17 protein-coding genes are annotated in these 21,495 nt (G+C 46.7%); 12 read left to right on the top strand and 5 right to left on the bottom strand.

The annotated features are described in order from the left end of the window. Positions 1 to 195: 195 nt before the first annotated feature. Positions 196 to 2,499, top strand: a complete 2,304-nt coding sequence (locus AABW11_RS05045; RefSeq protein WP_340103697.1) for a BspA family leucine-rich repeat surface protein — start codon at positions 196 to 198, stop codon at positions 2,497 to 2,499. A gap of 1,015 nt (positions 2,500 to 3,514) precedes the next feature. Here AABW11_RS05045 and AABW11_RS05040 read toward each other — a convergent pair. Next, the gene (locus AABW11_RS05040; protein WP_340103696.1) at positions 3,515 to 4,168 is read right to left on the bottom strand and encodes a class I SAM-dependent methyltransferase; all 654 of its coding nucleotides are present in this window, start codon (positions 4,166 to 4,168) and stop codon (positions 3,515 to 3,517) included. Between the two features lie 220 nt (positions 4,169 to 4,388). Here AABW11_RS05040 and AABW11_RS05035 point away from each other — a divergent pair, with 220 nt between their 5' ends. The 3 genes from AABW11_RS05035 to AABW11_RS05025 all read left to right on the top strand — a co-directional run bounded on the left by AABW11_RS05035 (position 4,389) and on the right by AABW11_RS05025 (position 8,068). Then, positions 4,389 to 5,849, top strand: a complete 1,461-nt coding sequence (locus tag AABW11_RS05035; protein ID WP_340103695.1) for a phytoene desaturase family protein — start codon at positions 4,389 to 4,391, stop codon at positions 5,847 to 5,849. Next, positions 5,842 to 7,551: an ABC transporter permease gene (locus AABW11_RS05030; RefSeq protein ID WP_340103694.1), complete on the top strand. Its 1,710-nt coding sequence runs from the start codon at positions 5,842 to 5,844 to the stop codon at positions 7,549 to 7,551. The genes AABW11_RS05035 and AABW11_RS05030 overlap by 8 nt, the downstream gene beginning before the upstream one ends. 349 nt (positions 7,552 to 7,900) lie before the next feature. Then, a complete protein-coding gene (locus AABW11_RS05025; protein WP_340103693.1) occupies positions 7,901 to 8,068 on the top strand; it encodes a DUF2283 domain-containing protein in 168 nt (55 codons plus the stop codon). A 179-nt stretch (positions 8,069 to 8,247) separates the two neighbouring features. Here the strand turns inward: AABW11_RS05025 and AABW11_RS05020 are convergent, their stop codons facing one another. Both AABW11_RS05020 and AABW11_RS05015 read right to left on the bottom strand, forming a co-directional pair. Beyond that, positions 8,248 to 10,695, bottom strand: a complete 2,448-nt coding sequence (locus AABW11_RS05020) for a hypothetical protein (RefSeq protein ID WP_340103692.1) — start codon at positions 10,693 to 10,695, stop codon at positions 8,248 to 8,250. A gap of 47 nt (positions 10,696 to 10,742) precedes the next feature. Further along, entirely contained in the window at positions 10,743 to 11,477 is a 735-nt protein-coding gene (locus AABW11_RS05015) for a protein-L-isoaspartate(D-aspartate) O-methyltransferase (protein ID WP_340103691.1), read from the bottom strand. Positions 11,478 to 12,003: 526 nt separating this feature from the next. On the opposite strand from AABW11_RS05015, the gene AABW11_RS05010 reads away from it, so the two are divergent. Beyond that, the gene (locus AABW11_RS05010) at positions 12,004 to 12,474 is read left to right on the top strand and encodes a DinB family protein (protein WP_340103690.1); all 471 of its coding nucleotides are present in this window, start codon (positions 12,004 to 12,006) and stop codon (positions 12,472 to 12,474) included. A gap of 41 nt (positions 12,475 to 12,515) precedes the next feature. Here the strand turns inward: AABW11_RS05010 and AABW11_RS05005 are convergent, their stop codons facing one another. Together AABW11_RS05005 and AABW11_RS05000 are read right to left on the bottom strand one after the other, a co-directional pair. Continuing rightward, positions 12,516 to 13,412 carry a patatin-like phospholipase family protein gene (locus tag AABW11_RS05005; RefSeq protein ID WP_340103689.1) on the bottom strand — a complete coding sequence of 299 codons (897 nt, stop codon included), beginning with the start codon at positions 13,410 to 13,412 and terminating at the stop codon, positions 12,516 to 12,518. Positions 13,413 to 13,622: 210 nt separating this feature from the next. Then, complete coding sequence (locus AABW11_RS05000; RefSeq protein WP_340103688.1) at positions 13,623 to 14,642, bottom strand: Fe(3+) ABC transporter substrate-binding protein; 1,020 nt, start codon at positions 14,640 to 14,642, stop codon at positions 13,623 to 13,625. Between the two features lie 163 nt (positions 14,643 to 14,805). Here AABW11_RS05000 and AABW11_RS04995 point away from each other — a divergent pair, with 163 nt between their 5' ends. The 7 genes from AABW11_RS04995 to coaBC all read left to right on the top strand — a co-directional run bounded on the left by AABW11_RS04995 (position 14,806) and on the right by coaBC (position 21,072). Further along, positions 14,806 to 16,179: an APC family permease gene (locus AABW11_RS04995; protein WP_340103687.1), complete on the top strand. Its 1,374-nt coding sequence runs from the start codon at positions 14,806 to 14,808 to the stop codon at positions 16,177 to 16,179. A gap of 120 nt (positions 16,180 to 16,299) precedes the next feature. Further along, positions 16,300 to 17,295, top strand: a complete 996-nt coding sequence (locus AABW11_RS04990) for an asparaginase (protein WP_340103686.1) — start codon at positions 16,300 to 16,302, stop codon at positions 17,293 to 17,295. A gap of 2 nt (positions 17,296 to 17,297) precedes the next feature. Further along, the gene (locus AABW11_RS04985; protein WP_340103685.1) at positions 17,298 to 18,008 is read left to right on the top strand and encodes a ribonuclease H-like domain-containing protein; all 711 of its coding nucleotides are present in this window, start codon (positions 17,298 to 17,300) and stop codon (positions 18,006 to 18,008) included. A gap of 109 nt (positions 18,009 to 18,117) precedes the next feature. Next, complete coding sequence (locus AABW11_RS04980; protein WP_340103684.1) at positions 18,118 to 18,999, top strand: YicC/YloC family endoribonuclease; 882 nt, start codon at positions 18,118 to 18,120, stop codon at positions 18,997 to 18,999. Continuing rightward, positions 18,992 to 19,570, top strand: a complete 579-nt coding sequence (gene gmk / locus AABW11_RS04975) for a guanylate kinase (RefSeq protein WP_340103683.1) — start codon at positions 18,992 to 18,994, stop codon at positions 19,568 to 19,570. Before AABW11_RS04980 ends, gmk begins: the two co-directional genes overlap by 8 nt. 9 nt (positions 19,571 to 19,579) lie before the next feature. Beyond that, a complete protein-coding gene (locus tag AABW11_RS04970; RefSeq protein ID WP_340103682.1) occupies positions 19,580 to 19,873 on the top strand; it encodes a DNA-directed RNA polymerase subunit omega in 294 nt (97 codons plus the stop codon). Continuing rightward, positions 19,873 to 21,072 (top strand): bifunctional phosphopantothenoylcysteine decarboxylase/phosphopantothenate--cysteine ligase CoaBC, encoded by a 1,200-nt coding sequence (gene coaBC / locus AABW11_RS04965; protein WP_340103681.1) that lies wholly within the window; start codon positions 19,873 to 19,875, stop codon positions 21,070 to 21,072. Before AABW11_RS04970 ends, coaBC begins: the two co-directional genes overlap by 1 nt. Positions 21,073 to 21,495: the final 423 nt, after the last annotated feature.

Here is a 21,495-nt window from a genome sequence, read left to right as displayed (position 1 = left end):
GAAAAACTTACAGCTGCTGAGAGAGGTTGGAACAGTAAGCTTTTTTGCCAACTATTAACTATACCAGTACGAGACGTGAACGTGAAAACTTTACCAATTCTATTCTTATCAATATTGCTTTATTTATTTCTAATTCCACACCTACTCCTCGCACAAAGCGAAAACTTTTATCTCGCTGATAATAAAGTTACTGTCATGTGTCCTGAAGCGGAGATTGGTGAAACAGGCGAAGTGAATGGCACTGTTTATACAAAACGATCAAGCGACCAAATAACAACAGATAACGCCACTACTACCTGTACCTCTGATATAACGGATATGAGTCGTTTGTTTTCCGGCAGGAATTTCAACAAGGACATAGGCAGTTGGGATGTATCTTCTGTGACGAATATGAGAGACATGTTTTCCCGGACTCCTTTTAATCAGGATATTGGCAAGTGGAATGTATCATCGGTTGTTAACATGAGTTGGATGTTTAGCCAAACTCCATTTAATCAGGATATCGGCAAGTGGGATGTGTCATCTGTTGAGTACATGAACACAATGTTTGCTTCATCAAGTTTCAATCGAGACATAAGCAGTTGGGATGTCTCTGTAGTTTTTCACATGAGAGGAATGTTTATGGGCTCTGAATTCAATCAGGATATTGGTAATTGGGATGTGTCTGGAGCCCAAATCATGAGCAATATGTTTCAACACACCCCTTTTGACCAAGATATCAGTAACTGGGATGTTTCTGCTGTAGTTTCAATGTCTGAGATGTTCGCTGATACTCAATTTAATCAGGATATAAGCATTTGGGATGTGTACGCTGTTCAGAGTATGGCCGGGATGTTTATCAATTCCACATTCAATCAAGATATCAGTGACTGGGATGTTTCAAGTGTCAAAAGCATGAATGCAATGTTTTATGAATCCAGTTTCAACCAGGACATTGGAAATTGGGATGTGTCGTCAGTAATAGAAATGTCAGCAATGTTCGGCAAATCAGGTTTCAATCAAGATATTGGAAATTGGGATGTTTCTTCCGTCAGGGAAATGTCTGGAATGTTCGCCGAATCCAGGTTTGATAAAGAGATTGACAGTTGGGATGTATCATCAGTCACACATATGAGAGAAATGTTTGCTTATTCCAGTTTTAAGCAAGATATAGGCAACTGGGACGTATCGAAGGTCAAGTATATGGAGAGGATGTTTATTGATACCGACTTCAATCATTACATAGGTGATTGGGACGTATCTAATGTCAGAGATATGAGTGAAATGTTTGCTCAATCAAAGTTTGACCAGGATATTGGCAGTTGGGATGTCTCATCAGTTACAAATATGAGTGGAATGTTTGCCGAATCTCCATTTAACAAATTCATCGGTAACTGGGACGTCTCAGCTGTTATTGATATGAGAGGAATGTTTAAAAGTGCTGAAAGCTTTAATCAGGATATTGGCAGTTGGGATGTATTATCAGTCGGACCTATGCAAGAAATGTTTTATGAAGCAAGCAGCTTCAACCAAAATTTACGAGCCTGGTGTGTATTTTATATCAATCACGAACCTTACAATTTCTCCACAGGGAGCTTACTTAAAGAGGCCAATAAACCATTGTGGGGAGTCTGCCCAAATGTCCCGTCACAAATCCAATTAACCTCTCCTGCCAACGATGAAATTAATATCTCTTTAAATCCTGAACTAAGCTGGGAAGAGGATTCAAATGCAACGGGTTATCAACTAATACTAAAAGAATCGCCTGATTTAACTATTGTTGATACAGTTCTTATAGATTCTTCCTCATTTACAATTTCAGAAGTTCTCAATACAGGAATAACTTACACCTGGAAAGTGAGAGGAGTAAATTTATTTTATGACGTTTATGGCAAATGGTCGACTGAGTGGTCATTTACTACAAGAGCTCGTTTCCTGCCCTCACCTCACTTAACATCACCCTCTGACCGCCAGGAAAGTGTTAGTCCTCACACCAAGTTTCTGTGGTCTGAAGTGAAAAACGCATCCTCTTATCATCTTCAAGTTTCTTTAGATAACTCATTTAGTACTTTAGTATTTGAATCTTCCGATATAGATTCAAGTTCATTCACTCTTCAAAATCCCCTCACTATTGGGGCCGGTTACTTCTGGCGGGTAAAAGCATTGAGTAGTGTTGAAGGGGACGATTCTGATTGGTCCGTTACCTATAGTTTTATAACAGCATTTACCACCTCAATTCAGGATGCCGAGCATCCGCATTCAATGACATTGTCACAAAATTATCCCAATCCGTTCAATCCTACTACACAGATCCGCTATGGCTTACCTAAAGCCTCTCATGTGCAACTGGAAATATACGACATGGCGGGCAGGCGAATGACTATGTTACAAAATAGTCTGCAACCGGCCGGATGGCATGAAGTAAATTTTGATGCGTCAGAATATTCAAGCGGAATGTATATCTACCGCCTGCAAACAGACAATAATGTTGAAATAAAAAAGATGATATTAGTGAAATGATGAGTGGATCTGCCTGATAGAATTTCCATCTGCTTTTTATGGATTGTTTGTCCCAACCAGTTTTGTCAAGTATCGCTCCAGTGCTCCCGCCACTTCAAATTATCGGTTTTCATATTCAGCAACGTCCACTGCATTCATCTTTCTTGCAATAAGCTAGTCAACCAGTCGGTACCGGGTTTACCGGGTTACACGTTTTGATGTGCTTTTCCCCTCTCGGAGAGGGGATTTCAAAGGCTTCGTCTATTTCTATCTTCAGCATCACGATCTAATGTAGGGCATCGACAAATCCCATCTTGCCCCGTAGGGATTCCTTTGGAAAGAGGGGACAGATTAACGAAACGGCGCGCAGCGTCAGTTTCGGGAGTCAGGGGTGTGTCCGGAGCCTGGGTTTAACGTCGATGTCGCGCCACGGCTACCGCCCCATCAACACACCCCTCGCCATCATTACTTGCTTTGCACGTTTTGATGTGCATTTCCCCTCTCACAGAGGGGATTTCAAAGGCTTCGCTATTTCTATCTTCAGCATCACGATCTAATGTAGGGCATCGACAAATCCCATCTTCAGAGGGGACAGACTAACGAAACGGCGCGCAGCGTCAGTTTCATGAGTCAGGGGTGTGTCCGGAGCCTGGGTTTAACGTCGATGTCGCGCCACGGCTCCCGCACCATCAACACACCCCTCGCCATCAAAATCACGCTTTGCACGTTTTGATGTGCATTTCCCCTCTCACAGAGGGGATTTTTTGAGGCCTAAATTCAATTTTAAGATGTGATCACTTCATTTCAACAATACAAATTCATTTGATCAGGAAAGCTTCATGTGATTTGTACTCTTATTGATCTAACAATTTGTGAAATTTCCAATTTTCGATCTGACTCCTCTCCCCTCCATGCGGCGTGCTTTCTCCGCCAGCCGGCGGATAGGGAGAGGCTCCGAGCGAAGCGATTACCACGCAGTGAGACCGAGAGGGGTGGGTCCAAACCTATCGGCGTAGAGAGAAGATCATTTGGTGGGTCAGGACCCGAATATCACCACATCACTCCTCAAAAATTCCGGCTCTGAATCCCATCTATTTCCAAGCCATCGAAAGGTATCTTCATGATAAAACACCACATGCGTGTCATCATTTTTGTAGTGCCAGTTTTTGAAGTGCTCTGCCCCGCGGTGGCGCTTGGTCATGATGCCAAGATAGCCGCACGGTTTCAGACAGCTCCATAACCGGTCTAGTTCGCTAAGTGGATCGTAAAGGTGTTCTGCTGTCTCAGTGGTTGTGATGAAGTCATATTGATCATCAAAAACAGATGGATCGTCAGCATAAAATGGATCATAGATCCGAACCGTATGCCCTGCTTCTTCAAACATCAAACTAAGCGTAGGGCCCGGACCTGATCCAAAATCGAGACCATAGCTATTTGGCTCAATCCGCTGTGACATCGGCTTGAACAACCGGCTCAAAAATTTTCGATAGCCCGGGTCATCAGGATCATTTTCATGCATCTCATACCGTGATTTCTCCTCATCAGGATCCAGACGTTGCTTTGGATCCACAAAAATCAGATTACACTCGTCACATATATAATAATCACGAACATAATCCATCCTTGTATCATCTTTCAAAATCCACTTAGTGCTCTTGCCACCACATAAAACGCATCCAAGATTTTTCATAGTTTAAACATATGAATTAATCATCAATAATATCGCTCATGTTAATTAAAAACGTCAACTGTATTTAGGCATCTACAGACAGCACCTAAAAACTAAGCCTTCAAAACTAATAATTCTTCCCTCTTCTTCATCAATTCCACAAACAAACCCTTTACATTTCAGGTTTGATAGCCGTTTGCGTACCTTTGTAGTGCATTATTTCTAATTAATCTACATCCAATTGAGCAGTCAATCTTCATACGATGCAATCATTGTCGGGTCTGGCCCCAACGGCCTTTCTGCCGCAATTCGTCTTGCTGAGCAGGGACTAAGCGTCAAAGTATTTGAGGCATCATCCACGATTGGCGGTGGTATGCGTACAAAGGAACTGATGCAACCTGGTTTTCATCACGACATATGTTCCGCCATCCATCCGCTGGCGGCCTCTTCGCCCTATCTGAAACATCTGCCGCTGGATAAATTCGGACTTGAGTGGATCATACCTGAATTTCCCGTCGCTCACCCCATGGACGACGGTGATGCAGTTGTCATGCATCATAGCATGAGCGAGACAATCGATGAGCTTGGATCCGATGGAGCAGCCTGGCGCTCGGCATTGGAACCGATTTCTGACAACTGGGATTCGCTGACAGCAGACTTTCTCGGACCGCTGCGGTTTCCCAAACACCCGATTAACCTGGCTCTTTTTGGACTGAAGGCGCTTCAGCCCGCCTCCATGTTTAAAAAGCGTTTTAAGGAGCCGCGGGCGAAAGCTTTATTTGCAGGACTGGCAGCTCATAGTATTCTTCCGCTTGATGCCATTTCCACATCAGCCATCGGGTTAGTGCTTGGCGCTGCGGGTCACGCTGTGGGTTGGCCACTGCCAAAAGGCGGATCACAGTCCATCGCCAACGCCATGGCCGGTTATTTTAAATCACTGGGCGGCGAAATCGAAACTGATTCAGAAATCACATCACTCGATCAGCTCCCCTCCCATCGGGCACTGCTGCTGGACATCACACCTCGACAGTTTATTCAGATTGCGGGTGATCGACTGCCGGAAAATTATGTCAGTCGTCTGAAAAAATTTCGCTATGGGTCCGGCGTTTTTAAGATTGATTACATTTTGAGTGAACCTGTACCATGGAAAGATTCTCGCTGCAAGCGGGCCGGAACGATTCATCTGGGCGGAACTTTTGACGAAATCGCAGCCGGTGAAGCGGTGATGGATTCCGGCAAGCATGCCGAAAAACCTTACATTCTGATCGCTCAACAGAGCAATTTTGATGATACCCGAACCCCGGATGATCGGCACACGCTCTGGGCCTACTGCCATGTACCAAATGGGTCTACACGTGATATGACGACTGAAATTGAAAGCCAGATCGAACGATTTGCCCCGGGTTTTAAAGATACAATTGAAGAGCGTCATACGATGAATACGGACCAGTTTCACGACTACAATGCTAACTATTTTGGAGGCGATATCAATGGCGGTCGCCAGGATATCTGGCAGCTGTTTACCCGCCCTATTCACCTGATTAATCCGTACGCCACACCTGCTGAAGGTGTGTATCTCTGTTCGTCATCAACTCCTCCCGGCGGTGGTGTCCACGGCATGTGCGGATATCACGCGGCAACACTGGCACTTCGGCAGGAATTTGGTATGACTACAAAAAGCCTGACTTCCGGGAATGATTAAGAATCTCCTCGAAATCACCAAAAATTCAAAATTTTGGTCGTCTCAGTCCCGTTCATTTTCGGGATCGTCTGCCTGGAATATTGCAACGGTAGCAATCGCCCTTTTAGTTGCCATTCCAATCTTCACCGTTATTTCAAATGTTTTTGTGTCCAGCGGTGATATCTGGAGCCATCTCGCATCCACCGTTCTGCCTCTTTATGTGATGAATTCATTCTGGCTGATGATTGGCGTGGGTACCGGTGTCTTTCTCATCGGAGTTGGAACGGCCTGGCTTGTGACGATGTGCTCATTCCCGGGAAGCAAACAATTCCAGTGGCTGCTGATCCTGCCCATGGCTGTTCCCGCTTATCTCCTGGCGTACACTTACACTGATTTCCTCGCCTTCACTGGTCCTGTTCAGGATACGCTGCGAATGCTGACCGGCTGGGGCTACGGTGATTATTGGTTTCCCGATATCCGTTCGCTTGGCGGCGCTATATTGCTTATGTCACTCGTCTTTTTTCCATACGTCTACCTCCTTACGCGAGCTGCTTTTCTTGAACAGTCATCCTCTCTCCTTGAAGCCGGCCGAAGTCTTGGGGCCTCATCAACAAAAAGCTTCTTTCAAATAGCACTACCGCTCGCGCGACCATCCATCGCAGCAGGAATGGCCCTCGCGCTGATGGAAACCCTCAATGATTTTGGGACAGTGGATTACTTTGGTGTCCAAACCTTTACGACCGGTATTTACCGCACCTGGTTCGGCCTTGGTGAACGTGTCGCTGCTGCTCAGCTATCGGCTTTCCTGATGATCTTTATCCTGATTCTCATTCTTCTCGAGCGCTGGTCCCGAAACAAAATGGATACGCGGCAATCAGGCACCGGCCGTTATAAACAGCTGGCACTGTATAAACTCAGCGGCTGGAAAGCCTGGGGGTCCACGCTCTTTTGCTCCATCCCCGTTGTTTTCGGATTCATTGTTCCTGTTTTGATCCTGGCCGAAATGATGATTTCCAATTTCGATGCAGCCGTTGATACCCGGTTCCTGCAGTTCAGTCTGAACACGATTACGGTTGCCGTCATTGCCGGATTTGTAGCCCTGCTGGTTGCATTGATACTGGCGTACGGCACACGACTTCGACCCAATCTTCTTACAAAATCAGCCACTAAAATTGGGTCGATGGGGTATGCCATCCCTGGTTCAGTGATTGCCGTTGGCATTCTAATCCCGTTTGGCTGGGCAGACAACGCCGTCGACAGCTGGGCCAGGGAAACGCTCGGATTTTCGACGGGACTTTTGCTCAGTGGCACCATATTCGCGTTGATTTTCGCCTATGTGGTAAGATTTCTTGCCGTAGCATTTAACACCGTTGAAGCGAGCCTTGGCAAAATCACCTCAAATATGGATGAAGCGGCCCAGGGAATGGGCTACAGCTTTCTGAAGACACTTCGCAAAGTTCATATTCCTATGATGTCAGGCAGCCTGTTTGCAGCCATCATGCTGGTGGTGGTTGATGTGATTAAGGAGCTGCCGGCAACGCTCATCGTGCGGCCGTTTAACTTCGATACGCTTGCCGTCCAGGTGTACCGCCTTGCGTCTGATGAGCGCCTCGCTGAATCCTCAGGTGCTGCATTGGCAATTGTACTCGTCGGCTTGATTCCCGTCATCATCCTGAGCCGGTCGATTGCAAAATCGCGCAAAACGGACCGGGAAAGCACCTGAGGCAGAGTCAAAGAATTTCTTAAAAACAAAAGGCTTGGTTTCTTATAATGTTCGAATGGACATTACCTATTCGTTTTCAAAACATGCTAAGGAGCGAATGCGGAGTCTCGGAATTAGTGATTCTGAGATTGGGATTGCCATAAATAATTCCGACAGTGTGATAAAGGAAACAGATTGCAAATCAGTCTAACAAAAATTATGTGAAAGTTTGAGAGTCATTCCGCATCGGGATGTGGAATCTCCTATAGTTAAAATGGCATTGTGCACTGATTGGCAATTGATTTTATGTTAAAGGCCGGTTTTGAAAAGTCCTCCATTCTGCCCTATAAAACTTCCAAAATCGACAAATATGACTATTAAATACGATAAAGAAGCAGATGCCATGTATCTGAAATTTTCTGATGCTGAAGTCGCTGAAAGTGACGAGGATAAACCGGGTATTATTATTATTGACTATGATAAGAAAGGGAAAATTGCAGGAATTGAGCTGCTTGATGCGTCCCAAAAAAACCGATAAATCCGGCGAGTATCGTGTATGAGGTTGCTTAATCAACACTAACCGATGTGCTTCGAAAGGATCTGCCCGGCCGGCTTCTGCCGTGAAAAGTATCCGAGTAAAATTTGATGATACAATTAGTGAAGAAGGCAAATCTCTGTTAGCTGATAAGATTCGCTTGATTGAAATTTTTACAATCTCTATTTCCAAAGAAAGTTATTCACCATCGTGATGCCATAACATCCGGCAGCTATCAGGATGACCGCATGAAACCCAATCGACATGGAAAGCATCACGGCCAGCGGGGCCGACATCACGGACGCAAACCCGTTAATGCCCCACGCCCACGGCACCAGCTCGGGTGATCGATTTTCGAGGACACCAATCCCGGATACAAACATCCAGCCCAGCATAAATGTTAGAGGAAAGAGCAGTAACAGGGTGACCAAAAAACGGCCCCAAAGCGGGAAATTGATAAAAAGAGCCAGCAGAGGATCGAGCGTGAGCAAAAACAGGATGGCGATTCCCATAATAAGTACCGCGGCAATGTTGATGCGGGTTACAGGAGGCCACGGCAGTTTCTTTTGTATACTGCTGCCAAACCCGGAGAAAACCAGGATTGCCGTCATGGCTACCGCCACGCTGTAGATGGGATCACCCATAAAGTTTGTGAACTGCTGGATAAACACCATTTCCAGGAACATGAATCCTATGCCGATGAAGCCAAAATGGATGAAAGTCGGCAGCTTGTTATTGAGCCTGCCCAGACGCTGACGCAGGAAAAACAGCGGCAACAAAATGAGGAGAAATGCAGCCAGGGTTACCTCAGCAAACGTTACGACCAGCACCACATATCCTAGTTCGAGGTGCTGAAACCAGTGCCTTCCATACGCCTCCATAATTTCATCGACTGACGACCATTTGAAAAAATCATAAAAATAGGGCCGGTTGTCGGTGGGTGGCTCCACATCATACGCCCACGCATCGTAGAAAGACTGCGGCTGATCGCCGAGTATTTGTGTGGCGGCATGATGAAAATAGGAGTAGTTTTCCCCCTCAGGACCATCAATCTGGTTGGTTTGGGTGAGTGAGTCGGATTGGATGCCGGGATAGTGCTCGAAGTCCATCAACTGGTCTTTGGCTTCTGCAATGTATTTACTCAGGCGGAATTCACCTACCGGACTTTTACTGAGCATCGTGTTCATCGCCAGGTAGTTTCGGCCCTGTAACAGGTGATTACCCGGATTCTCAATGCCTTCATGCCGGAGAGCTTCTGCGAACAGGCCGAACAGCTTGATGTTGTCCCGCGGCGGCGATTGCAGGCCTCTTGTGATGGTAACCACACCATCGGGCGTAAGATCCTGCATGGCGTCTCCGATTCCCTGGACTGTGAGCAGATAGTTCTCGCTCAGCGATTGCAGTCCCTGAGTGCCGGCAGTCATCGCTTCGCCGCTTACCAGCTGGATGATGTCAAACTGCTCTTCATTGCGCTTAAGGAAAAGACGCGGCTTCAGATCTACGACTTCTACATTTGGCTGAAGAAAAATACGCCCGCTTGAATCGGCCAGTTCATTTTTCATCAACCCGATAATCTGTGGGTTATTTTGTACAACCGTGATTTGCCGGGCACCGAATCGTTTGGCGAGCCAAATATTATTCCCGGTGATTTCACCCAGCAGCAACACTTTAGGTCTTTCGACAAGCCGGTACGGAATAGATTGTGGAGTAAAATCCATGATGGACGTTTCTTCCAGGCTGTCTACGTTAAAAATGCCCCCAGCCGACTCCCCATCAAGCAACAGCGATAATTGCGGCGGCGGATTGGTGGTAGATTGTAGTCCCGCAAAGAGCGTTTGATGAACTCTTTCAGATTGGAAGACATCAATTTGGGCCCGGGGGCCGAAGCGTGTCAGGACTTTTTCGGCGTCACCCTGAGCACTCAACCGCGCCATATGAGCATAGGTTTTGTATTGATCCACGTTAATTTCAGGCTGAAAAAGAAAGGCACCAACGCCAACTGTAAGACTCAATACTATAGCTGTGATACTTAACACCCTTTGTTTACTGAAATAGAAGCTGATGTTTGAACAGAGTTGCGCTAACACGGCAAAGGCGGCAACTACGGTGATTTTAACCGGCAGTTCATAGGCCGGGAACCAGAACATGAAGAGAAGCGCAACCAGGGCACCGGCCCCGCTTCCAAATAAATTGGAGCCGTAAATGGAAGGTGTAAATTCCTGGAAATAGCTCAGGTAAAACCCGATCACCACGGCTCCCAGGAAAAACGGGATAAACATGAGCAGGTTGTACAGCAGCAGCCAGAGTTGCTGCTCATGGCTGTACAGGATGTACTGAATATCGACGGGAAGTGCCTGGGCCGACAAGTACGTGACGGGAACACTAATCAAAAAAAGGACCATGAACACCAACGCCCAGGCAGAGAAGTTTTTTGCCATCTTTTCGTAGAAGAAACTGAGGAACGTGCCACTCACCCCAAACCCCAGCAGCGCCGTGCTGATGACCAGGTAGGTAAAGTGGTAATACATGCTCACCGAAAGTGCCCGCATAATCAGCAGCTGATGGGCGATCAGCACGATGGAAAGCAGAAAGACCGTCAGAAGATGAAAGACATTTGTTTTCTTCGGCATGGTGATCGTCTTGATTGGAAACAATCGTATTTATCATGCAAGTTACTTCAATTCTGCGCCTCACCCATCATAGGGACGAACCGGACGGCCATCAGGCTTTTGGTACTCAAGTCTCCCTCTTCCGATTTGGTGACCTCCATTAGATTCTGGGTTTGGTAGATGCCCCCAATGGGAATCACCATTTTGCCTCCGGGTTTAAGCTGATCTACTAACGGAGGCGGCACGTGACCGGATGCGGCTGTGACGATGATGGCATCGAAAGGTGCATGTTCTTCCCATCCGAAATAGCCATCGGCAATTTTAACGGTTACGGAGTCATAACCCAAGTCCTGCAAATCATTTCTCGCCCTCTCCCCCAATTCCTCGATAATTTCTATGGAGTAAACGTTCGGTGTGATGTGAGCAAGTACAGCCGCCTGGTAGCCGCTTCCGGTTCCTATTTCCAGAACCTTATCACCGGCTTCGATGTCAAGAATCTGCGTCATGTAGGCCACAATGTAAGGCTGAGAAATGGTTTGCCCGTGGCCGATGGGTAAGGGAGTATCGGCGTAAGCCTGTGCCCGGTTTTCCTCCGGGACCAGCAGATGACGGGGCGCACTGCGCATTGCGTCCAGCACGTTTTCATCGGTAATATTACGGCCTTCCAGTTGATTTCTGACCATTTCATTTCGGTCAGATTGCCGTTCGGAGAAGTCAGGCGGGGACCAGCCGGCCTCTTGTGGAAATGCCAAAAAAGGCGTCAAATAAATGATCAGAAATAAAGCAGCCCATGCGTTTTTCATATCAATCCGCTCTTTTCTAACTAAAAATAGATCTCACGGTAAATACGTTCATTTGATGGGTTTAGATGAATTAAAAGTGATTCTCAAGGCAATCATTTTGGGTACCTTATAAGGCATATAATTACTTTCATTCTAAGATTCCTCTTCAATTCCTCCCCTCTCCAGTTTGGGCGTTTACATCATCATACTCGTCTGGATCTTATTGGAAATTAATGTCAATAAAACCTGGAATTTATATTGGTCACCAAATTTTGAATCAATAAACAGTGGTTCAATCCGATTTGAAACCGTTGATGTAGCACGGATCTACTAAGTTGAATCTGCCTTTTTCTTTGGCTGAAATTTTTTGACTATCCCGTTGGAATGTTTCTGCTCTTTTTTTGAAATAGTCGAAAAGCTTATCCAAATCATTGTCAAATCGAGCGAATAAGTCCTCCGGGGTTTTTTACCCCGAACTTAGAATCCGGTACATACGTTTTCCTGTGTAGATTTAGTCACAGATTAACAGCTAATCCATCCCAGAAAAATGTCTTATCAAACATCCATCAAACAGCAGCTCGAAAAACATCTCACCGGCGGGCAAGCATTCTCTCCCATCGACACCGTGCTTGATAAAATACCTTACGAGAAAATTGGGATCGTGCCAGATGGCCTGCCCTACTCGTTTTACCAGCTCTTTGCGCACATCCGAATCGCCCAGCTTGATATCCTCGAATATTGCACACGGGACGACTACAGCGCCGGAAACTGGCCGGATGACTACTGGCCAGACAACCCCGCACCAGAATCCCGCGAGGCATGGAATGAACTCACCGAGGCCTACCTCTCAGAACGAAAAGAGTTCTGCGACCTGATCCTCGACCCTGACTCAGACCTGATAAGGCCGTTCAAAGCAAATCCGGACCACAACCTGCTCCGTCAGGCCGAACTCATCATCGAACACACCGCCTATCACATTGGACAGCTGTATGTGGTTTATCGATTGCTAAATAATTGACAAGTAATTTTTCTCTATCCAACCCATGGAGGGTTTTTAATTCAAAGCTCAATCGGCTCAGCTTCCAAACCAATATTTATATTCCGGTTCGCCTGTTCATTGGAGAAATTCAGGCTATCGCCAAGAGGCTCATGCGGCTGATACAGCGTTGACTTATACACTTTAAACGGTTCTCCATTTGATTTTTTCAACACCGCTCCTTGTTCTTCTGCCTGCCGGACGAGCTCATTAATCCGAATAAACTCCTGGAGATCTTTCATGAAAATTTCTTCGAGAAGTATATTGAGGGTCTGAGTGGCAACATCAACGATATCGTCAACTTTTTTAGGTTTGTTCGGCTCATCAAACTTACGGGTGGTAATAAATATGATCTCATCAGGATTGTGCTCCAGTAAAATCTTACCAATCGGATTCATATGCCGAACGCCGCCATCCACGTGCAGTTCGCCATCCAGATTGACCGGATCAAACACGACCGGAATTGCTGTGCTTGCAATAACGGCGTCAAGATAGTTCCAGGGCACCATCATGGGCCGGGCAATATGCTCTTGATAAGCGCCCGTTTCGATGTTGACCGTGCCGCAGTAGTAGTGCTTGGTAAACTGTCGGCCCACCGATTCCTTCAGTTTTTTCTTGAGTGGTGAGTTGTCAAAAAATCCGAGTGTCGCTTTTTCTACACCGATCTTATGGAGAAGATAATTTTTCGCTTTCCGGTCGATCCTGCGTTTTTTCAGCACCTGTTCTTCCCGTAAATTCTGCCATATCTGAATCAGTTTATCCGATTGGCCGGTGGCCACCATCACGCCGTTTAACGCACCAACGCTGATACCCGCTACGGCATCCGGCTCCCACTCTTTTCGGTTAAGCTGTTCAATAACCCCGGCCTGGAAGGCCCCTTTTGATCCGCCCCCGCTCATGATCAACACTCGCTTTGTCATACTCTGTTCCTCTGTTTTGTTATGGTTTCATCAGACGATATCTCTCTGCATTTCTTTTGATATCAATCGGAATGTAATAAAATTGGATCTCAATTTCCGAGTGGCTCTTTTGGATGCATAAAAGTCATAAAATCAGGAGCATAAGAAATAAAAAAACCCATCACATTTCTCAACATGACGGGTTTTTGAGGAAAAACAAATCGGTAGTTCTTATCGCCAGCCGGCACGGTCCATCAGGCGGATTGCCTCGGGATTATTTTCACCGTATGCAGTCACATTCACCGCATCACTTTCAAATGTACCAAACTGCTCAAGGACCGGGGGCAGCTCCATTCCGCCAATAATCGGGAATTCATTATTCGCGACGGCGTAGAGCCGCTGTGCTTCTTCGGTGACCAAGTACTCCAGAAACCGCGTTGCATTTGCCTCGTTTGGAGCATTTGCTGCAATGCCTGCTCCGCTTATATTAACGTGACTTCCGCCATTCTCTTCAGACGGAAAATGCATCGCCACTTGGTTTGCAACCTCCTGGTCTTCCTGATCCTCAGATTCCATCAGCCGCGCCAGGTAATAGTGGTTCACAACAGCCACATCACAAACTCCGGCTGCAACCGCTCTGATCTGATCTGTATCTCCGCCCTGTGGATCTCGTGCAAAATTCTCAACAAAATTGGTTGCCCACTCTTCTGTATCCGCAACTCCGTGGGTTTCGATGAGTGATGCTACCAGCGATTGGTTATAAATATTGTTTGATGAGCGTATGCAAACACGTCCTTCCCAATTATCATCGGCAAGGTCCCAGTAGCCGGCAAGTTCATCAGGTGACACGCGTTCGGTGTGATACACTATCCCGCGAACACGCCGGGACAGTCCCACCCATTCACCGTCACGATCGCGCAGTTCTTGTGGTACAGCTTCATTGAGCTGCTCCGAATCGTACGGCTGCAGAACACCTGCCTCCTTTGCACGCCAGAGTCGTCCTGCATCAACAGTAATCAGCAGATCAGCCGGGCTGTTCAAGCCTTCGCTGTCGATACGTTCAATAAGTTCATCACTTCCGCCCTCAATCAGGTTAACGGTAATACCGGTCTCCTCCGTAAAATTATCGTAAAGCTCGAGGTCTGTGTCATAATGACGGGCAGAGTATAGATTCACCTCTTCTTGCGATGTGCATGAGATGGCGACTGCCGACATAAGCAGCAAAATTGCCAGGTTCTTTAAATGTATCATTGAGTAATAACAGTTAATTAAGGTTACGTTTTAATTTAGATTAATTCTAAATAGATTGCGTCCAAAAATCAACATTTAATTTAATAATAGAGGGCTTTGCAAATCCTGCGGATTTCAGCGTTCTTACAGTTCTTAATTTTTAGCATAAAGTCATATTCACTTTTTGAATCACCCACTAACAACATCACAATCAGATGAAAAGCTGCCCCGAAAATTAACCGTCTGGGCACTCTGGCTCCTTGTTGTTAACGGGTTTATAGGGGCTGGAATTTTTGGCCTGCCGGGAGGCGCTGCTGATCTTGCAGGCGAGTACAGCGTCTGGATTTACCTGGCATGCGCCCTGCTAATGTTTCCCGTGATTCTCTGTTTTGCAGAACTGGGAAGCTATTTCCGAGGCACAGGCGGACCGGTTCGATATGGAACCGAGGCATTCGGGCCTTTTATCGGTTTTCAGGCGGGATGGCTGTTTTATGTTGCCCGGCTCATCTCTTTTTCAGCCAATTCCGTACTTCTGACTGACAGTATTGGCTACTTTTTTGAACCTGTTTTGCAGGGTGGCGGTCGTTTAATTACCCTTGCCCTGATTATCGGACTTCTCACGCTCATCAATATACTCGGATCGATGGAGTCAATCCGGTCACTCGCTCTATTCACGATCATTAAATTCTCGGTACTGATACTGCTTGTCTTTGGCGGACTCCTTTATATGGGAGGCGATGTATTTCCATCCTTCAGCGCCCCTGTTCCGCCCGTGGGAGATCTTGGTGCCGCTACACTTCTGCTTATCTATGCATTTGTAGGGTTTGAGGGCGCCGTTGTACCGGCGGGAGAGGCAAAAAATCCCGAACGCGATATGCCCGTCGCCCTGCTTTTAGGCCTTGGGAGCGTGGTGTTGCTCTACATGTTGATTCAGCTGGTATCACAGGCTGCTGTACCCGACCTGGCATCATCTGTGTCACCCCTGTTGGATGCTTCCGCTGCACTTTTTGGAGGAATCGGGGCTATCATTCTTATGATCGGGGTCGTCACATCCGTCACGGGTAATCTTGTTGGCACCATTTTCTCTACGCCGCGTCTCACGTATGCCTTGTCGATCGAGGGATCTCTTCCGGCCTGGTTTGGAAAAGTACATCCCAAGCTGCTGACCCCGGCCAACTCAATTCTCTTTTTCGGCGTTTTCGCATTTGCCGCAGCCGCTGCGGGAACTTTCACTTTCCTGGCGGCCATGACGGTGCTGTCACGAGTTTTTCTGTTCATCATTACATGTGCTGCAGTCCCCGTTCTGCGTCCCACTCTTGGCAGCAAAGCCAAATTCAAACTACCCGGCAAACTGCTCATTCCCGGACTGGGAATTTTAGCCTGTCTCTGGCTCATGTTTCAGGTCAGTTTTACATCTATTTGGTTGACCATCGTCTTTATCGCAGCAGGCACTCTCCTCTACTATTTCAGCAAACGACAGCAAGGTTCAAGGCGCAAGATACAGGGCACAGGGTGTAAGGTGTCAAACCCAGGACCTCCAAGCGTGCGAACGGAGTGAGCTCCTTGAAGCGTCCGATTCCAGGTTCACATCTCACATATCACATCTAATGTCTCAAATCTAGCCCCCACATTTGTCGGCCCGTCCTGTTATATTCAGCCAAATTTAAGACGCATCCTGATGAAAAAAATTCAACTTATTCAAACCGGCGGAACCATCGCCATGCATTCGGGCAACGGAAAACCGGAGCTCGACATCGACAGGTTCACCAATCTCCTGCATAAAGAGATGCCGGAACTTTCCAGCATAGCGGAGATATCCACGCACCAGATCTTCTTTGAAGACAGCTCCGATGTAACACCCGATCACTGGCAGAAGCTGGCGCGGCATATCCACAAAGACTATGAAACCTATGACGGATTTGTGATCCTGCACGGCACTGACACGATGGCCTACACTGCATCAGCCCTCTCTTTTTCTCTCATCAACATTGGCAAACCGGTTATTTTTACCGGCAGCCAGGTTCCCATGAGCAATATCCGCAGTGATGCCCACCGTAATGTCATCAACGCAGTAGAGCTCGCCACGCTTCCTATTTTTGATGTGGCCATCTGTTTCAATGACAAACTCTACAGGGGCAATCGCGCCTCAAAAATGAGTATCGGTGAGTTTGATGCATTCGCGTCGCCCAACTACCCGGTTCTTGCCGAGGTTGGAATCGACATCAGCCTAAAACAAACCTACTCCCGGCCCTCCAGCGATCTTCGATGCAACCCTGTTTTCAACGATCAGCTGCATGTTATTAAACTCTATCCCGGCCTGAATCCTGAAATGCTCAACTGCATTGATCTAGTCAAGACGCAGGCCGTCATTTTCGAAGCATTTGGCAGCGGAAACTTTCCCATGGCAGGAACGAACAGCCTGCTGCCGTTTATGGAATCTTGCAGGGAAGCCGACTGCCACCTGATCATCACATCGCAGGCAGCCTACGATTCGGTTGACCTCAACCAGTATAAAAGCGGACGGGAAGCCAAGAATATCGGAGCGTTAAGCGCCGGTGAAATGACAATGGAAGCAACCGTCACAAAAACAATGTATCTTTTGGGGTGCGGATTAAGTGAAGAAATGTTCAAATCTCAGTTTGAACTCAATTTAGCTGGAGAACGGAGCCAATAGCCATGTTTTTTGTATTTGATGTAGAGACGATACCCGATTTTTCATTTTTACGGCGCGTGCTGGACGACACCGAGTCATCAGATGATGATCTCCTCATCGCGGCCAGCGAAGCATTAACGCGCAATAACAGCGGGTTTTTACCCCCGATGTACCATCGCATGGTATCTTGGGTAGGGCTTTGGGTGGAAAACTTCGGCAAACCTGTCAGGAAAGTGAGTTGGAACGGAACAGATGAAAACGAGGGCCTTGTTCAGCTGTTTGATGCGCTTGGAACCTACAAAGATTTTGGGCTGATTCACCACAATGGCCGGGGGTTTGATCTTCCCTTGATCACTTACCGCGCCATGCACCATAACATGCAGATGCCGGTGCGGCTCAGCCACTACGACATTCGATACCGTTTTAGTAGCGCCAATGTTGATTTGATGGACGAGTTCAGCAACTATGGGGCAAGTTCATATCCCAAGCTAAAACATCTTGGGCATCTCATCGGCGTGCCGTTCAAACAGACCGGTGAAGGAAATGAAGTTTTAAAAATGTATCGAGACGGTGAGCTTGCACAAATTGAGCACTACTGCTACGAAGATGTGATGGCGACCTATGTAGTTTGGCTGCGCATGAAATACACCACGGGTGATATCGCTGAGGATGTATTCGAAAATTTAAACGAACGCGCTATCAGCAAACTGAAAGAGATACAGTCCGGTAGCTGATTAGGTTTACGAAAGCAGCCGGTTCAAAACGTTTATAGATTTTCTTCGCTTTGATATCTACCTTCTAACTGAAATCATTCAACTTATATACAGACCCTGGTACATATTTATGATACGATCCATGACGGGCTTTGGACGCGGTGAAGCCACAAAAAATGACATACGGGTAACAGTAGAAGTAAAGACTCTGAATAGCAGATATCTCGATATTTCGCCCCGCATGCCCGGATCCATTCAAGACAAAGAACTGGACCTTAAAGAGATCGTTCAAGAAAATCTCTCCCGCGGAAAAGTGCTTCTGAACGTATACGTGGATAAATCAAAAATGGGTCTCACCGATACTACCTTTAACGCGGATAAACTCAGAAGCTACAGTAAGATGCTCGAGGAGATGCGTTCGCTGGCCCATATCGATGAACCACTGAAGCTGAGCGATCTGCTGGAATTTAACGACCTGTTTGAATCCCGAAAGGAAGATGAGAAAAATCTCGAGATCATCTGGGAGTGCACCAAAGAAGCGCTCGAATCGGGCCTTGAACTGCTCAACACGATGCGTGAAAAAGAAGGGAAAGAACTTGAAGATGATCTGAAGAAGCAGATAACCGATATTTCCGACCTTCTTGAAAACATCAAGGAAAAATCAAGCCAGAGAGCACCGGAAACCCGGGAAAAGCTTACCGAGCGGATCCAAAAAATGGTGTCTGATGAGCACTTCGATCCCGACCGTATGGAGATGGAAATTGCGATACTGGTTGATAAAATGGACATTAACGAAGAAGCCGTTCGCCTGCAGAGTCATCTGAAATTTTTCCTCGAGGCCCTCGAGGGTGAACAGCCCGTGGGACGCCGCCTGAACTTTTTATGCCAGGAGATCAACCGGGAACTCAATACCATTGGCTCCAAAGCAAACGATTCGACCATAGCCCATGATGTGGTTATTGGTAAAGAAAAACTCGAACAGATAAGAGAGCAGGTTCAGAATATTGAGTAGCACACACGGAAAGATTGTCATTCTTGCCTCGCCCAGCGGAGGCGGAAAATCTACCATGGCAAAAAAATTACTGAACGACTTCGACAGGCTTAAATTTTCTGTCAGCGCCACTACCCGCCCGCCAAGAGAAGGTGAAGTGAACGGCAGAGATTATTATTTTATGTCTGAAAAAGAATTCCAAAAACGGGTTCTGGATCAGCAGTTTCTTGAGTGGGAAAAATTTTATAATGGTACGATGTACGGAACTCTGAAAGCTCACGTTGAATCTGAACTTAAGAAAGGCTATTTTATTATGCTTGACGTTGATGTACTTGGTGCACTTAACGTGAAGAAAATTTTTGGTGAAGATGCGTTAACGATTTTCATCAAACCGCCCTCTATGGATATTCTTGAACAGCGTTTACGTAACCGGGGAACAGAGTCCGAAAAGTCGCTTTCCGTACGGCTTGAGCGGGCGGAAAAAGAAATTAAATACGCAGATAAATTTGATCTCGTTGTAGTTAATGACAAAATGGAGACGGCATATTCGGAAATTAAAAAGGCCGTCCGGAAATTTATATCAAACCAGTAGTAGACCAATATGCCTGTAAAGACATTAGATTTAGATAAGATGGGAGAAGAAGGTGGCAATAAGTACGAAAAGATTGTCATAATCTCAAAACGTGCCCGTCAGATTGCCGCCCAGGAAAAACTTGAACTGGACGAAAAGCTCAAGTATTTCGAAGGATTCGAAGATGAAGACGAATTTACCTTCAATGAAGAGCAGGAGCAGATTTCAAAATCATTTGAAAAACTCCCTCATGCTACTCAGCGGGCTGTAGACGAGATGATGGAAGGTAAAACAACCTACCGTTACCCAGAGAAAGAACTTTAATGCTAACCGGTAAACGCATTTTACTCGGCGTTACCGGAGGCATTGCCGCCTACAAAGCGGTTTATTTATTACGCGAATTTCAAAAAGCGGGAGCAGATGTTCGGGTCACAATGACCCCATCGGCTACCCGCTTTGTTGGTTCTGAAACATTCTCAGCCCTCAGTCGAACCCCTGTTGCCGTAGATGTATTCAGTGAAGATGAAGACGACAGCTGGACCCGGCACATCCACTGGGGTGAATGGGCCGACTTGTTTGTAATTGCTCCCTGTACGGCCAACACTCTCTCCAAAATTGTACACGGCACCTCCGATAACATGCTCACCGCCACCGTTCTGGCGGCACGATGTCCCGTTCTGATCTGCCCGACAATGGATGGTGAAATGTATGAGAGTCCGGCGGTTTCGAAAAATCTTGAATCTGCACGTTCTATGGGATTTCACATCCTGGAACCTGAAACAGGCTACCTGGCCAGCGGCTTGGAAGCTCAGGGACGCCTTCCAGATCCCGACGTTATTCTTGAAGAATCTGATCGGATCATACAGAACTATCTGACAAAGGGACCTCTCTCAGGAAAAAAGGTTCTCGTGACTGCAGGCCCTACACGCGAGTATATCGATCCGGTTCGATTTATATCGAATCCAAGTTCAGGTAAGATGGGGATTTCCATGGCTGATGCTGCAGCACGACTTGGTGCTGATGTCACATTGCTAAAAGGCCCGGTGTCTGTGAAAGAGTCCGAGCGGATGAACACGGAATCGTTTGTATCTGCCGATGACCTGTTTGAACTCGCAAAAAAACATTCGGATGCCGATGTAATTATCATGGCTGCAGCTGTTGCAGATCTGAAGCCGGCCGAAATTCATCAAAATAAAGTCAAAAAAGAGAATGCGTCGGAAGAACTGAAGCTCACACGAACTCCCGATATTCTGAAATGGCTTGGCGATCAAAAAAGAGAGAATCAAACACTAATCGGCTTTGCCATGGAGACAGAAGATCTCGAAAAGAATGCGCAAGGCAAACTTGAGAAGAAGAATCTAGATTGGATTTGTGCGAATTCCGTTTCCGGTCCAGACTCAGGATTTGAAGCCGATACGAATAACATAACCCTGATGGGCAAAGAGAGAAGAAAAGAGTACAGTGGCCCCAAACAGGAGATTGCCGTCAGGATACTTCGCGATATATTTGATTCCAAGGAGTGATTGGATTATTCCCTCCCCCGTCTGCATGCTGCTTCTGCAGGCTGACGGGTTGTACTCACTGTTTTGTATCGCAGGTACCCCTAAGGACAGAAGGGTTTACACGCCTTTTCAAAACTCCTTCCCATTACAGGGAGATCTCTCCGTGCACTCACTCCGTTCGCTCAGTCGAGATGGCAGAAGCTTGGGTTGGGTTAAGCGCAGCGCATCAGACACTGCTATTGGACTAAATTTCTTTTCGCGCCGCGAAATTTGTTCCTATTGGCGGCGTAATGATGAATGTTTTGGTGAATCTCTGTGCCGGGAACGCCGCCCGACACAACTATCAAGCCCTGTCATTTCGAGTGAGCCCATCTTTTTCGGGCGAATCGAGCTCATCTTTTCCCCATGAAGCGTAGCGGAATGAAATCTCCAGGTTCAAAGAGC

Source organism: Rhodohalobacter sp. 8-1, from assembly GCF_038150125.1.
In the GTDB taxonomy this organism is placed as follows: Bacteria; Bacteroidota; Rhodothermia; order Balneolales; family Balneolaceae; genus SW132.
The sequence above is the reverse complement of the archived record's forward strand: the minus strand, read 5'-3'. Positions and strand labels throughout refer to the sequence as shown.

Coding starts and splice junctions, on each gene's coding strand:
- AABW11_RS05045 (WP_340103697.1), top strand. CDS start 196: ATGTGTCCTGAAGCGGAGATTGGTGAAACAGGCGAAGTGAATGGCACT.
- AABW11_RS05040 (WP_340103696.1), bottom strand. CDS start 4,168: ATGAAAAATCTTGGATGCGTTTTATGTGGTGGCAAGAGCACTAAGTGG.
- AABW11_RS05030 (WP_340103694.1), top strand. CDS start 5,842: ATGATTAAGAATCTCCTCGAAATCACCAAAAATTCAAAATTTTGGTCG.
- AABW11_RS05025 (WP_340103693.1), top strand. CDS start 7,901: ATGACTATTAAATACGATAAAGAAGCAGATGCCATGTATCTGAAATTT.
- AABW11_RS05020 (WP_340103692.1), bottom strand. CDS start 10,695: ATGCCGAAGAAAACAAATGTCTTTCATCTTCTGACGGTCTTTCTGCTT.
- AABW11_RS05015 (WP_340103691.1), bottom strand. CDS start 11,477: ATGAAAAACGCATGGGCTGCTTTATTTCTGATCATTTATTTGACGCCT.
- AABW11_RS05010 (WP_340103690.1), top strand. CDS start 12,004: ATGTCTTATCAAACATCCATCAAACAGCAGCTCGAAAAACATCTCACC.
- AABW11_RS05005 (WP_340103689.1), bottom strand. CDS start 13,412: ATGACAAAGCGAGTGTTGATCATGAGCGGGGGCGGATCAAAAGGGGCC.
- AABW11_RS05000 (WP_340103688.1), bottom strand. CDS start 14,642: ATGATACATTTAAAGAACCTGGCAATTTTGCTGCTTATGTCGGCAGTC.
- AABW11_RS04990 (WP_340103686.1), top strand. CDS start 16,300: ATGAAAAAAATTCAACTTATTCAAACCGGCGGAACCATCGCCATGCAT.
- AABW11_RS04985 (WP_340103685.1), top strand. CDS start 17,298: ATGTTTTTTGTATTTGATGTAGAGACGATACCCGATTTTTCATTTTTA.
- AABW11_RS04980 (WP_340103684.1), top strand. CDS start 18,118: ATGATACGATCCATGACGGGCTTTGGACGCGGTGAAGCCACAAAAAAT.
- AABW11_RS04970 (WP_340103682.1), top strand. CDS start 19,580: ATGCCTGTAAAGACATTAGATTTAGATAAGATGGGAGAAGAAGGTGGC.
- coaBC (WP_340103681.1), top strand. CDS start 19,873: ATGCTAACCGGTAAACGCATTTTACTCGGCGTTACCGGAGGCATTGCC.